Annotated in this window: 13 protein-coding genes; 2 read left to right on the forward strand and 11 right to left on the reverse strand. The window is 38.3% G+C overall.

The window, feature by feature from the left end:
- Position 1: 1 nt before the first annotated feature.
- Together RDN93_RS08925 and RDN93_RS08930 are read left to right on the forward strand one after the other, a co-directional pair.
- Entirely contained in the window at positions 2-946 is a 945-nt protein-coding gene (locus tag RDN93_RS08925) for a phage integrase SAM-like domain-containing protein (RefSeq protein WP_308745225.1), read from the forward strand.
- Positions 947-1,018: 72 nt separating this feature from the next.
- Positions 1,019-1,423 carry a VRR-NUC domain-containing protein gene (locus tag RDN93_RS08930; RefSeq protein ID WP_308745226.1) on the forward strand — a complete coding sequence of 135 codons (405 nt, stop codon included), beginning with the start codon at positions 1,019-1,021 and terminating at the stop codon, positions 1,421-1,423.
- A gap of 88 nt (positions 1,424-1,511) precedes the next feature.
- Here RDN93_RS08930 and RDN93_RS08935 read toward each other — a convergent pair whose 3' ends face one another.
- From RDN93_RS08935 to RDN93_RS08985, 11 genes are all read right to left on the reverse strand, one after another.
- On the reverse strand, positions 1,512-1,889 hold the full coding sequence (locus tag RDN93_RS08935) for a hypothetical protein (RefSeq protein ID WP_308745183.1): 378 nt from the start codon (positions 1,887-1,889) through the stop codon (positions 1,512-1,514).
- 433 nt (positions 1,890-2,322) lie between these two features.
- Entirely contained in the window at positions 2,323-2,652 is a 330-nt protein-coding gene (locus tag RDN93_RS08940) for a hypothetical protein (RefSeq protein WP_118299818.1), read from the reverse strand.
- Between the two features lie 229 nt (positions 2,653-2,881).
- Positions 2,882-3,145 carry a hypothetical protein gene (locus tag RDN93_RS08945; RefSeq protein WP_055268847.1) on the reverse strand — a complete coding sequence of 88 codons (264 nt, stop codon included), beginning with the start codon at positions 3,143-3,145 and terminating at the stop codon, positions 2,882-2,884.
- 29 nt (positions 3,146-3,174) lie between these two features.
- Positions 3,175-4,236, reverse strand: a complete 1,062-nt coding sequence (locus RDN93_RS08950) for an ImmA/IrrE family metallo-endopeptidase (protein WP_118299819.1) — start codon at positions 4,234-4,236, stop codon at positions 3,175-3,177.
- Between the two features lie 54 nt (positions 4,237-4,290).
- On the reverse strand, positions 4,291-4,905 hold the full coding sequence (locus tag RDN93_RS08955; protein ID WP_308745184.1) for a hypothetical protein: 615 nt from the start codon (positions 4,903-4,905) through the stop codon (positions 4,291-4,293).
- A gap of 157 nt (positions 4,906-5,062) precedes the next feature.
- Positions 5,063-5,569, reverse strand: coding sequence for a histidine kinase (locus tag RDN93_RS08960; protein ID WP_308745185.1), 507 nt, complete (start codon positions 5,567-5,569; stop codon positions 5,063-5,065).
- Positions 5,566-6,147 (reverse strand): N-acetylmuramoyl-L-alanine amidase, encoded by a 582-nt coding sequence (locus RDN93_RS08965; protein WP_308745186.1) that lies wholly within the window; start codon positions 6,145-6,147, stop codon positions 5,566-5,568. The genes RDN93_RS08960 and RDN93_RS08965 overlap by 4 nt, the downstream gene beginning before the upstream one ends.
- A gap of 20 nt (positions 6,148-6,167) precedes the next feature.
- Positions 6,168-6,518, reverse strand: a complete 351-nt coding sequence (locus RDN93_RS08970) for a hypothetical protein (protein WP_308745187.1) — start codon at positions 6,516-6,518, stop codon at positions 6,168-6,170.
- Between the two features lie 61 nt (positions 6,519-6,579).
- Positions 6,580-8,796 carry a collagen-like protein gene (locus RDN93_RS08975; protein WP_308745188.1) on the reverse strand — a complete coding sequence of 739 codons (2,217 nt, stop codon included), beginning with the start codon at positions 8,794-8,796 and terminating at the stop codon, positions 6,580-6,582.
- Positions 8,797-8,813: 17 nt separating this feature from the next.
- Complete coding sequence (locus tag RDN93_RS08980; RefSeq protein WP_308745189.1) at positions 8,814-11,960, reverse strand: Ig-like domain-containing protein; 3,147 nt, start codon at positions 11,958-11,960, stop codon at positions 8,814-8,816.
- A gap of 1 nt (position 11,961) precedes the next feature.
- Complete coding sequence (locus tag RDN93_RS08985) at positions 11,962-14,859, reverse strand: hypothetical protein (RefSeq protein WP_308745190.1); 2,898 nt, start codon at positions 14,857-14,859, stop codon at positions 11,962-11,964.

Consider the following 14,859-nt stretch of genomic DNA (forward strand, 5'->3'; position numbering starts at 1 on the left):
CATTAACCACTTCCGGCAAGAGAAGCCCTTAGAAGGTATATACTTCACCGACTTCATCCGGGATGTTCTTGAAAAGCGAAGCAGACGCAAGTCTGAACACTATGCAGCCGTTTACGATGCTATCATAAAACACATAGATAACTTCTCATTAGAGTTTGACTGCAATATATTTACCAATTCGGTGACGGCTGAATTTATCGACGATTTTATCATCTACCTAGAAGACCAAGGTCTTCGGCATAATACAATAGTTGGATATATCATGAAAATTCAAACACTCGTTCGCCGGGCATCGCAGTATAACTATGCAGTAGATAATACCTACGATGAGATTGATTTGAAATGCGAACCTACAAATGCAGTCTTTCTCTCAATGAATGAAATCACAAGGATATACTACTACAAGTTTGAGAAGCAAGATAAACGGAAAGCCAAGGAGCGCATAAGGGATATGTTCGTATTGGGATGCCTTACCGCTCTTCGCTACTCCGATTATTCAAGGTTAACAAGTCAGAACCTGATAAACGGTTATATCATGATTCGGACAATGAAAACCAACGTTGATGTAAAAGTCCCAGCTCATGACTATGTGAAAGAGATATTCGAGAAGTACAACGGCTGTGTGCCCGGTGGCTTATGCATCCAGTACTTTAATAAGTATCTGAAAGTAATCATGAAAGAAATAAGGCTGAATGACTTGATTACATACTCATTCACAAAAGGCGGGAAGCTTGTAACTGTCACCCGTGAAAAGTGGGAATTGATTAGCAGTCACACCGCCCGAAGGAGTGCTGCAACCAACATGTACCTGACCGGACGCATGAAGACACTGGAAATAATGAAGTTGACCGGGCATCGGACAGAGCAAAACTTCTTCCGATATATCCGGCTAACCGGTGATGATACTGCCCGCTCTATTTCAGGAGATATGTTTTTTAGAAAATAAATTATGAAAAAAGAAAAGTGCATTTTATGTAAAAAGGAAACGGTATCGGTCATTAAGGCCGGTACCGGTTTTATGTGTTATAATTGCTATGCAGACCAGCGTAATCCTCCACGTTCTAAAGAAGTACATAATAACGAGGAAGCTCGGATACAAACAGAATTCTTCGAACTTATTCCTTTATATTTCCCTAATATTCCGGACAAGCTTGTATTTGCTGTTCCGAATGGCGGCAGTCGTCACGTCAGGGAGGCTGCTAATCTTAAACGTCAAGGAGTAAAACCAGGTGTTTCTGACGTAATTGTGCTCATTCCGAAAAAAGGCTTTGCCTCGCTCTGCTTGGAGTTTAAGATTAAGACAGGTAAACAGTCAGACCATCAAAAAGAGTTCCAAAAGCAGGCTGAAAGTTGCCGAAACAAATACGTTGTAGTCAGAAGTGTACAACAAGCAATTGAAGAACTTCGAGAATATCTTTTTTAATAGAGCTGTATATAGAATACTGGATGATTGGGAAAAGACGATATACAATTAAGAGGTAGCTTATTCGGCTACCTCTTTCCTACAAATATTATTTTAGTGCAAACTTTCGCTTCACAAATAACTTGCTCCGTGAGAAATCATGCAAATCAATTAGCATTGCAATCCTTTTGATTTCCTTTTCGTTTCGCAAGGTCTTAATAACCTTCGTGAAGTCAGTATATTCAAAACGTAGCCAGTGGCAATAAAACTCTCTATCCATTATCCAAGGAATATCAGCATCTGTCCGTTCGCCACTCTTATGACAATCATATAAACGTTTAAGGATATTCTTTTCAAAATCCCATCGAGACGTACACATTTGGTTTTCTGTAGCAATTACCTCCACTTCATATAGATATTCAAATACGTCTTTAACAGATACAAATATTACTCCATCCTTTTCAATATATCCAATTTTCTTTGCCATAATGTTTAATTTTAAAGTTGCACAAACTTACTCATATCTCCAAGAATAGCACTTTTTGAGTCATGTGAATAAGTTAAATTAAACTACAGATACATATTTTAATATTAAAATACAGGGAAACAAGCACAAAATAAAAGCCCCGACTACACTTAGTCGAGGCTCATTCCTTTTGGAGTAAATAACGTATTGTCTCCCGTTCTCGAAAACTAGCAACTTTTCCGTAGAGAGATGATACAACAGACATCCACGTCTGTACACAAATATACTAATTATTTTTTAATTTGAATACTATTCCGCCAATTATTTATGAAAATGAAAATTTACGATTCTAGTATTCTGCAGAGAGCATAAAAATAGGTGACTATTCAGCTACCGATTATTTATAGCAAATTTAGCAAGCGCTTCGTTTCTTCTTAACTTCCTGAACCGTATCTTACTCAATGATGCCGACGGACTTTAGTAAGCCTACAAATGGACTTTGCTTTCTATCAATATATGGCTTGACATTTTTTGTATTGATACATTCCATGTCACGGATTTGCCTAAATGCGGAAATAAATTGATTCTTACTGATAGACTCTCCTTCAGTGGCTCTAACACTTCCTTCCCTTCCACCTTTGTATTCTATAGAATCAATTATGACCTTGGCGTTATATTTAATACCAGTAGAGGACAAAAACTGCTTGTTCTTATTAATATAAGCTACTACTACATTCCAAACTTCATTGGCCGGCATTCTTTCATATTCATGTTTGACTTTCATTATGGGTCTTTTTTTTGCAAAGATACGAGAAGTTTGATTATGAATAAGAAAAAAGCCCCGAATCTTTCGTACCGAGCCGATCACATGACTATCACATAAAATAATCTTTTATAGCATAAAGATAGCGATACTTTGGAGGTGGATAAAGAAAAACCCCGAATCAAAGAGACGGGGCAATATAAAAAGGATTTATCATTAATAGAACACAACTTATCTCTAAAATAATAAATCAATAATGATTGTTTGGTACAATTACTTTAGAATCTTTCATCATACTAATATATGCTTTCAAAAATGCTTCAGCAGTATCAAGATTAGACTCAACATTAGAAGGATTATATATTCCTATTCCATCTGCATCTTGCGGTTTTGTCAAATGACTTGTATACCAGTAATACAAACCACCTTCCTTTTCAATTCTTGCATACACAGTTACCATATTATCATATTTATCTTTCACCGCATAAGTGAATTTTTTTATTGTTTTAGCCATATGATGATTATATTTATAAGATATACAGATTATATACTCAATCTTAATTTCAAATTAGTTTTTGTAGGACAGCAAAATCTAGTAAGAACATCAATAGGCAAACTAAATGCAGTTGCCATTTCCTCATTTGAGTATTCCAATTCATTCTTATGAAGTTTATAAGCTTCATTGTACATATTCGGCATATCAATATATACATTCACAGGTTCGCTTTTTCTATATCCTCTTCTACTTAGTTCAATACTAAAATATTTATATTTTTCATTAGTAATACATTTCAAATCTTTTGCCCTACGTACAATAGATGCCATGGAGGTTAACCAATATCTTTTTAATTCCACCAAATACTGCAGTTTTAGTCCACGTAAAGAATTTGATATAGCATCAGAAGGCATAAGGAATTCTGAAGCAAATCTATTTGCTTCATCTTCTTTATCCCTATATTCAGAGATTAGAAACTCATTTGAAGTATGCATGATCAAATGTCCCAGTTCATGTGCTAAAGTGAATCTTTTATGGTCATTACTAAAATTCTTATTAATAATAATCACATAATATCCACCATCTGTCAAAAAAGAAACCCCGTCAAATAGATCCACATCATAATCCAATTCTATGATTATAATCCCATTTCTTTCCAGCAAAGAGAATATATTCCGAACCGGTTCATCTTTCAAGCCTAAATACTTCCTGGTGTACTGAGCCACGGTTTCGGGTGTATATCCATCTTCAAGGTCAATCATTCGAAATGACATATCTGGAAATTCCACAGACTCCCCCATTTGGTCTACAATATAACCTAATAACTTGTTTGAAAGGTCTATTTGGGAACGTTCATTTTTAGTCATTCCTTTCTTCCTTCGGTAATGCGCATTTTCTGCAATATTTGAGATTTTCTTCTCATAAAAGTCAGTTGGAAATCCCAGAAAATCAATTATGCGATTAAGCACATCGGTAGATAAAGGACCAATACCCTTCTCATACTTAGATAAATTGGATTGTGACAATCCAACAATCTTAGAAGCAAGCTCGGTTTGTGAGTAACCTCGATATTCACGAGCAAATATTATCTGCTTATAGTTGATTTCCATTTTTGCTATCAGTATTGTTGTTTTCTAAAATAAATTCGGTGATGTATTATATTATTAATTATTTGTTCCTTCTTTCTTTTTGATATTTTGGCGTACAGAGAGAGACGCAGCGGCTGGCTGAACATCCATTGTTCTATTAACTGTAGAAATATCATTTTCAGAAATAGTCCATCTCACTTTGTTTTCATCGATATAAACCAATTTTGGATTTATAATCTCCCCAAAACGACTTTTATTATATCCAAAAAATAAAATAGGTTCTATCCCGTTATCATACATATCAAACAAATAACCTTGCTCTTGGTTCTGAATAGATGATGAAAAACGAGTTGGAACATTCATTGGCATATTTTTACTATTTAATTTCTTAAAAAGCATAATATATCCATTAACTCTAAGCATAAATCTTTTGTACTTTCCAAATGTCCAGTCATCTTTAAAAACAGACTGAACACTTTGAATTATTTTTGAGTTTAAGAGGGAGGCTTCAAATCCTCGACAACGAGCTGTAAACGGGGTTTGTATTACCTCTTTTTCATAATTACGTACAGCATTCCAAAAAGCATCAAATAGCTTTTCTAACGACTCACGAAGTTCGTATTCACATTCTTTAGCGTTTATTATACGCTTCCTTTTGGCTGTTTCAGCCACATTCTTTAATTTTGCCATAAAATACAATTTTATATTTTTACATCACCGAATTTAAAGTTTATCTCTGCGCCAACAGAGATATTCTTTTGCTGCAAAGATATATATTATTTCCACAATATTGTATTTTTTCACATATAATTTCGCCTAAAAATTGTATTTTCAATAGAAGAAAGACTTATTTCTTAAATTTACACACCAACCATCCCACAAGAATCAAGCCAATGACATAGCAATAAACTTTATCTTTATGCAAATCCCACCAAGATAATTCGATGACTTTTTCTTTCTGATTCATTAAGGCATTCATCTTGTTATTTATCATATCCAATCGATTAGAAAATTGTTGCAAAGTAATAGATAATGTTTCATAGACTTCGGTCCGTTCTTGCTCCTGTTTGGAAGCGGTGGTAGTACTTTCTTTGACCGGGTATTGTTTTCCGGTTGAATCCGGAAGTGATAAGTAAACTGTTTTATTCTCAATTTTCAGATCACTCAACTTGTCAGTAGTAATCTTCGTTTGCTTACTTACATCAGTCCTCAATGACTCAATTATACTTTGAATACGACTCAATTCACCGGAATAGTCTACCTGCTTTTGAGTTTCCATATTCCGGGAAGTCTTGCAGGAAGTAAACCATATTCCCGACATCAGGAACATGGTTATATAAATCAAGGCTTTCATAATCCCAAGTATTTAGCAATGCCCTCGACGTGTATCCTAGTAACCTCATCTTTACCCTCTCGAGACAAAAGGTACTCAACATCCTCTTTATTGTCCTGGAAGAAGTTCTCTGTTAATACTGCCGGACAATTCGTATCTCGACAGATGGCAAGATTCTGTTCCCAGTATTCCCGTCCGGGTGTCTGCTTTCGGACGGGAACCGGAATACATTCTGCTATTTGCCCCAAGCAGTCTGCTAATTTTTTGCTATTACTAGAAGCATTATTCGATACAAATACGCTCCAACCTTTTGCGCTCATCCAAGAACTGCCATTACCGGCAGCATTACAATGAATAGATACAAGGATAACTTTCTTTCCTGTCTCCTTGTAAATCGCATTAGCCCGTCGGCATCGCTCGGACAATGGAACATCCGTGTCCTCTTTAACGATGCGCTCGGCATCAATTCCCAACTTGCGCAATCCGGCTACTACCATATCAGCAATCTCTCTTGTATAGGACCACTCTATCAATCTTCCGTCTGGTGAGCGTTTGCCAGGTGTATTCTCACCGTGACCGTTGTCAATCAATACTTTCATTTCGTTTCCTCCTTATTATTTTAGTAACCCGTCTGAGGTTCGCGTTCCAAACATTTTCTTACCTCGCAACGCTTCATATCAGACTCTTTTAATTTTAATTCTGTCTCATGCCGCTTATGAACTTCATCAAGATGAGCAGCTTGTTCCTGTCGAAGTTCTACATAAATAGCATCAATTTTCGCATCTCGTTGAGCAATACGCTCTTCCAACCAAGCAATCTGTTTACGCTCATTTTCATTCTCCGCTGCATCTGCTGCCGCGTCTTCTTTACGAGCATTCGTTTTCCGGTTAACGTAGAAGTTAACTATCCATTTGATAGCTTCTAAGCCACCTAAAGCTCCGAGTATTGTTAGCCATTCATTTAACTCCATATTCTTATAATAAATATTTAAACAATGATAAAAGTAAAAGTTTACTACGCAGCAATTTTAATTATCCATTTAAGTTAAAATTAATATCTTCTACTGTCCATCTTGTAGTAGAAATATCAGGATCATAACAAACGCCTGTAAGCCTAATAATACCATGTCCCAAGCCACCTATTTCAATATTCGAATCACCTGTTACTACTCTTGTTGTTGTGCCTTGTTTATAAACAATAAAATCGTTTTGATTTGCAAATTGAAATCTGTATGATAATATTGCTCTAACAACAAAATAAGGTAATATTATTTGTTTTATAGATCCCTCAGGTACAGAAGGCAGTTCAACCAAATTGGTATTCATAGCATATTGTTTATCAAACAAATCTCCATAAGCCTTACCATTTTCATCCCAAATTATGGCTTTATTTGCAAGATGTCCACTACCATCTTCCTTCAAAAGAATTTTCCCGCCCGCAATAGAAATATTTCCGTCCTCAACCTCCACTCTTCCTTTAAACTTATATCTTTTAGTAATAGGATCAAGTTCGAACACAATTTCATCATTAACTAATGCAAAGATTCCAGTACGCTTAGTTCCATCAGCAGTGGTTAAACAATCCTTTCCTTGCGCTATTCCAGTCAACTTCCCATCAATAGATTTGGTACCGGAGAACATTTTAGGAGTAACAATATACTCTTCTCCCAGCTCCGTTGCATATCCGTTCCATTTCTCAATCCACGGAAGAAGGTTCGCATCCTTCCCTGTCTCTCCTTTTACTTTTATAGGATTACCCCATTCTCCGGATTCCGCACTTTCCGCCACCTTTTGAGAAATCCAGATAACTGATGCTGTTGAATTTGTATGCCATCCATTTGTAGTACCATCTCCGACAGGTTTTACCGGTTCTTCTTCACTATCATTATATGTTATGTAAACCCTCATTCCATCCTTACCATCCGTACCGGGGTCGCCATCTGTACCATCAATACCATCCTTACCGTCCGCTACCATTAACGCCCATGCTGTACCATTATAGATATAAACCCGCCCGTTATCTGTATCACGATACGCCCAATTCTTTTGAGGATTAGCAGGCGGAATCGAGGAATCTCCCTTCCATACAATATCGAGCCCGTCCTTACCGTCTTGACCGTTAACCCCATCTAATCCATTTTCGCCATCGGCACCGTCAACTGTCATAACATACCAAGCATTATCCTGATAGACATAGCATTTCTTATCTACTGTATTACGATAATACCAGCCATTTTCAGGATTAGCCGGATGAGAAGATAGCTCGCCTTTATACACTAAGCTAGCCCCATCTTTGCCATTTACCCCGTCTTGTCCATCCTGTCCATTTGCCCCGTCTTGTCCATCTTTACCAGGTTCGCCCTTCAAGTTTTTCTTAGATTCACTATCTAGATTATTCCAAGTTAAGGTTACACCCGAGCCAAGAGTTACTTTGTTGGTGGTAGGACTATACACAATGTTTCCCTTCCCTAGATTAACCGAACCATCAGGAGACAACTCATAAATAACAGCACCTTTATCATCTACCGCTTTTACCATACCATTTACACTATAGAACCCTTTCAATCCATTGCCACCCGGAATATCGCCGCCCATACGGACTTTAACCTTGCCGTCCCAATTCTTTGAGTCAACATCAAACATTACGTCAATGGCCGGTTGTCCTGTTTCATCAGCATGCATGTATATAGCAGATTGACGAGCCTTATTCTGCGAATTACCGAACTGAACCAACTCATCGCCCGATACAGGGGGATAAAGTACATTACCTGATTCGTCCTTATTAAACTCTGTTAAAGGAACATGCAGAGTTTTTGTTTCTACATCAACCGATGAAACTTCGACATGATAAAGCTTTGTCTTGTTACCTACGAACGTCTGACAGCGCACGAAATCATGAGCTACGATACTCACATCTTCGTTTTCCAATACAATGAGGTATTCTGTACCATCGTCTGAGATGCTAACAGCCTTCACCTTCCCATGCCCTTGACTGATTGTTTGAGCACCGATTATTGCCCGCACTTTACTTATCAGCATTTCAAAGACAAGCATAGTTTCCCGCACCACGATTGTATCAATCTCCAATTTCCATTTACCGGTCATGTACTCCCACAACTTCCAACCGTGTCCGGCGAATCCGGATATGAAGTCTTCCACATATTCTTTTACTCCGTTCGTGAGCTTCCGCCCTGTCTCTTTGACCGAACAGAGGAAACCATAAAATTTTCCATTACTCAGTATTGCCATTGTACAACTAGTTTAATTCAAGACATTTTTTCTATTTTTATCGCATTAAAGCCTATACGTTTACTTTTTTCAGCCCACATCATAATTGCTAATTTCCCATCATCAACCACAATATTATCAAACTCCATCCAGGTCTTATTATTCGTAAGAGAAAGAGAAGGAAGAGTTTGCTCAACCTTATTAATTTTAATGTGGCCAGTAGAAGTATGATCGTTTTGGGTTGTTGATGACAGAATACTTACTTTATAGGTACCATTTGGAACCCTCCACCCAATAATGGGATATACAACAGCGTTATACTTATTCGAATATTGATATGATAAGGGGGTAGAAAATAAAGACGAAAGGTCAAAATTGAAAGATGCCGCACTAAGCCATTTATCCAGTGTATCAATATCATAATACGATGCCTTCTCATTATCGTACATACGATACCATCCGGGTAATGCCTTTCCTGTCTCCGCACTATAGATAGGTTCTCCACCAGCAGGACAACCGTTATTATTATTTGCATTTGCAATTGTTATGTATACATTGGCTGTCTCATCAAATACAAATGCTTGTTTGTATTCTGTCCAAGGATATTCTGAAATAATAGCAACATCTTTTGATGATTCCGAACTGCTAATGTTAACGGGTTGTATGGCACTTATACTACTATTATGCACAGAAGTAACCGATATATTCGCTGTGCCATTTCCAACGATATGTAACAATCCGGAAGCATCTATGGTGGCGACATCCGTATTGTCAATATCCCATAGGACACCTGTCTGTGTCGTGTTTGAAGGCGTATAGGATACGGACAACTGGCAATCATCACCGATTCGTAAATTATTGATAAGTCCTGTTATTGCAAGACCTGTTAGTATTATTTCGGTGGATTGTTCTTCATAACTGATCGTACTGTTACGTATGACACTTTCTGAATCTGCATTTTTCAATTGAAGATAAATTGTTTTCATACCATAACCAGAAGATAATGTATATTGCAATGTTCCGCCTGAATACGCAATCCACGATGCCGCACTCAAATCGCTTGTTTCTCCAATTCGGTAATAGGTAGGAACCCCTGTGTATGTCGGAGCGACTGTTACAGTCTGTATCAAGGTACTACTGCTATCGTTGTTTATAACAATAGAAGTCAAAGAGATTGCTGTCGGACTGACATTCAGGCGGTCAAGATAAACCTGCCTGAGATTTTCCTTCAGTTGTGTTACTATGTACAATGCGTCATTCTTCCATACCGCCTGTCGGGTAGCTTCATAATGTGTTGTAAACTCCTCCGCCAGTTCTATCAACTTAGCAGATGTATTTACATTCAACATTAATTTGCCGTCCTTTACGATGTAGGAAAGACCTGTCACCTTATCATCTGTCGTGATTCCGTCAACTTGTGTTATACCACTAAGCAGCAAAGTAAAATCCGGATAATAAAAGTATTGTCCTTTAGGCAGGTAAATACTCAAATGTAAGGTATTGCCAACAACTGATTTACGTATGATAGTATTCTTTCTGATACAATCATACTCGTAGTATTCATCAATCGTTGTGAACCATATGTCATCGCTGCCATCCTTTCCATAATTATCGTTAAACCATACTAGAAGGTTCACCCAGTCAAGCGTCACTGTATGACAGCAGAAATGGAACCATTTGCGCTGTTCCTTCGTTTTAGCATATTCCGCTATAAAATTGTTTTTTACTACATCCTGTTCGGTATTTCCTTCAGACGAAGAAGGGAAAAACCTGGAACCAACAGCCTTAAATAGTTTCGGAGAAGAAAATGGCAAGATATCTACCGCCGGCGAATTTTCCGCGACACTCATTAAGATATGCGGACTTTGAGCGGCAGCAGTTAGAAATACATTATTGCCGTCCGGACGGGCAAGTATCTTAATCCCGCGGCCGACACGTTCAATAGCCCTCTCACAATCGGCTTTTAATCCGGCGATAACATTGCCCACCTCTTTATCATTTCCAAATATCTCAGTTCCAATATTGTGATAATACATGCTGCAACCATATTTCAACATCATTTTCATGTCCGGCCATTGAAGATATGGAGTCATGAACCTGTAAGTGTTGTTCGCTGACGGATCAACAGGATTAGTGGTGTCCATCATATTATTTCCATTTGTCGATGCATAAGGCCAGATAGCTACACCGTGCGTAAAACGGCGTTCATTACCGCAACCGTCCGTATAGCCTAACGTCTTTTCTAAAGTGGCATCCACAATCGAATCTGGAATATCTCCCGCATCAAGGTGATTGGCATGATAGAATTTATTGCTGACCGGACGACCATTCACTCCCGCCCACACGCGGCAGAAAGAAGATGCATTTGCATCGTCAGTAGTCAAGCTTACAAGCATTTTTTTATCATACTTCAAGATTGGAATTTCTATCGCTACGGAATCTGCATTCAGTGCACTTGTAGAAGTAATATCAAGTTCTATCTTTTCAGAATACGGTTTGATATAACGCACGTTCAAATAAGCGTTAAGATTCAGGGTTGTTGTTTCCTTACATTTTACTATAACTTTTGTAGCGTAATTATCGTCAACGTATACTTTCATTATTTCATACATAGAAACAAATATCTCACTCTTTAAAGTCTCTCCTGTGCTGGCGATGAACGAATCTATCGCAAAATAGAGATTACAACCTAAAGGATCATCGGAAATAGTGTATTCTTTTGTTGCCCCGGAAGATACAGGAAGTTCAAGCAGGATAGAGAATTTTGAATATACAGGATTTTCAATAACCCCTGCACTACCGGACATCTGAAATGATCCTACCTGAATTTCTGACTCGGAGAATACAAATCCCTGTGAACTCGATAAGATTTTATCATCGACTTCTTTTTTTGAATAGACTTGTCCCGGAATTCCAGATAATTTCTGTTTTTCTTCGTTTGTATAATCATTAGTGGACAATCCCTTACCGTTTTCCTTAACTACCTTTTTATTTAGTTCACCTGTGATTACTTTATTTTCAACAGGATTGGTCGAACTTAAACTTAGTGACGAATCAACGGTTATTGTGTCACCGCTTCCTGAATTAACACCTTCTACAAGTTCGTTAACCTTATCCTTTATGCTATTCAAGTCTTGTGCTTTTAGCACCTCGCCCGATTGAAATTCTTTCGTTAACTTATCCATATCACGCTAATTTATTTACATCTAATAAACCCGTATCTAATACCATTTCTAAAGTTACAGGAGGAGTAACTCCGCCAGAGATTGACGACACAGAGATAAACACCCATTTACCTAATACTTTGTGAAATACAGGCATGAGCATATTATCATAATCTGTCAGAGAACTAAGTACGGGTGGAACGGCTTCCCAATTTTCCTCTTTTACAAATAAAGAACCCGGTGCGGCAGTGTCAACATCAATATTTACGTTTGTTAGTTCTCCTAATGTGTTGACTTTCCCGCTTATATTCAATTCCTCGACTAGTGAATCCTCACCTTCTTCTATTAGAGATATTGAACTACCTTCAACTAATTCAGTCTTGCGGACAACAAGTCCATTATTTGCCTCAACAAGTTCTTTAGAAGTTAAACCACAAACGGTTAATCGAAAATTTGTTTCATCAGCTTGGTCTTTACGAAGAAATGTTTCTAATGATTTCTTGGAAGAAAAGACGTTCTTATCAGAAGGAAGCGTCTTGTCATTCACTCCGATAACATACACGCTGGTTCCGCCACCGACAACCACGGAACCGGAGTAGGTTTGTCCCTTGTAGGTGAGAGAATCAATCTTGCTTTCTATCTCACCGATACGTGAATATGCAGCCGTTTCACCGATTGTATAAATTGGATGGTCGTAAGGAATATCAAGCGGCCATTCAAAACCAATAATTCGGGATTGCCGTCCTTCGGGGAAAAACGCTTTATTAATTAGGTTTACTTTAGCCCCAACTTCGTATTCGCGAACATTACCGTTATTGTAGATGAAATCCGCATCCATCTCACAATCATAGGTGGATGGGTCAATCATGGATTTCTTTACATAATCTTTAGCCTTTTTCAGTAGTGCTTGCTCGGAATCAGGCAATATCTGTTCGGAAAGATATGCCGTATCAAATCCATGAAGAATATATGTATCAGCAGGGATATCCTTTCCATTTTCTGTATGAGCAGCTTGTGGGAATAGCACATCGTCCGGCAGATAACGCCCGTAGTCCTCATTACGGATTATTTCAAAGGTGGTTCCTGTATTGTCACTTTCTTTGAGAGATATTTCGAAATCAAGTCCGGCGAGCTTTCCGGTTTGGAAAATCAAGTGTAATTCTCCAGGCAAGCGGAAATCCTCACTAAAGTTCTTTAGACCGGTATCCTTGAATGTGTAAATAGGATATTCGTTTCCGGTAGGATTCTTATCATCATCTAATTCCTTGCCAATGCTAGGCTCAGGAACTTCATCAGTACTACCGAGATACTTCGGATATTCATCCTCAAATGTGACAATCTCTTCAATAGCTTCTTCTTCCGGCATTTCCACGTTGTCGGGATTGTCGTAGCGTTCATCTTCTATGCCGATTCGTTCACCTGTAGGGCTGTATCTGTAAGCATCCACATAGGGAATACCTTCCGGGAGCATAAGACGCTTTTGGACTACTCCGTTTAAAGTAAGTTCTTTATCGTCCTTGCTGAAATAGTTGTCAGGAACTTTGCCTTTGATGATGTTGTTTATGGTGTATCTATCTCCTAAAGAAGCCGTTGTACCTTCGGGTAGCCGGATAATATTCGAATTATCCCCTGTGAGTAAATCCGGGTTATAGACAGCATCAAATGTCTGTCCGGCATTGGAACCAGAGAGGAACGTCACAGAAGTATTTGCTCCAAGTGTCTCACAAGATAAGGTAAGAACTCCTCTATACTGGACATTAATCCATTTACTAAAAGAGTATTCCAAACTTATAGAAAATTGGCAATTCTGTGCATCAGTATTTAGAACAAAAGGCATGTCTACCAACTTAAATTCCGGCCATGAATCTGCATTTTGCACGGTCATTTCAGCTAATTTAATCAAATCACCGTTATTGTATTCTAGTGTGAAAACAGCTTTAGTGGTAGAATTTGAAGGTGGACTAGTCTGAAAATATCCCTCAACAGTAGCACCATTAGCTTTAAGTAGATACTTTCCCGCTTTTAAACTTTCAGCAATTGTTACCGTATGTTTTTTTTGATAATCGGGGTCATACATTTCTGTATGCTTTATGCTAACATCAATATCCGCTCCTTTTATTTGAGAACTGATGGGGAAATACTCATTCTTTAAGATTCTTGCCGTATCGGATATATCCCGCCCTTTGACCTCTTTCACGTCAAATATCAGGCTCTTTCGGTAGCTGGCAGGAATATTACGTGTAGAGCCGAAAGCGTAGACACGGGTCGCATATGTTGTCTGACTGTCGCTTCTTTGCATGGAGTTGACATTCACGTTCTCCGTATCAGACAAATCACCGGCTTTGAAATCAACCGGGGAACTGTATTCACAGCGGCCGAAACGAATCTTATGATTCTCTATCCACCATTCGCACTCCCATGTCTCCGCCATCTGAGTAAGTGCGTCGATAAGGTTCACATTGTCATAAGAAACGAGCTTGGAAGTGTTTGCTACCGTGTTGTCAATCTCGTATGTAAACTCTTCTTCTCTAAACTTGTATCCGAGTGCTTTCAGGTTGTCAAGAAAGACATTCAAGTGCGTGTCAAGGGTGGAGGTAAGATTCCATCCGGCTTCACGTCCGGTAGTCTCCGGTGTGTAGAAAAACTTTTTGTTCTTCCATTTCCAGTAGTAGGCATCCAATCGGAGTTCGTAGTCGTATGCACCGATAGTCGTATTGTAGGTAGGCTTATACAGGTCTACAAGCTCAAACATGCCGAGTTCGTTGTCCATGTAATCACCCAAATGAAAATATATAGGGTTGGCAAGAGAAAACTTCAAAAGAATATAGTCCTCTTTCATTAGAAGAAACTGGCGCTTACTACCTTCATTTATTGGGGTAGAAAAGCGGATTTCGCCTTGTATGTTTCTAATATTTACCAT

Source organism: uncultured Bacteroides sp., from assembly GCF_902491285.1.
Classification (GTDB): Bacteria; Bacteroidota; Bacteroidia; order Bacteroidales; family Bacteroidaceae; genus Bacteroides.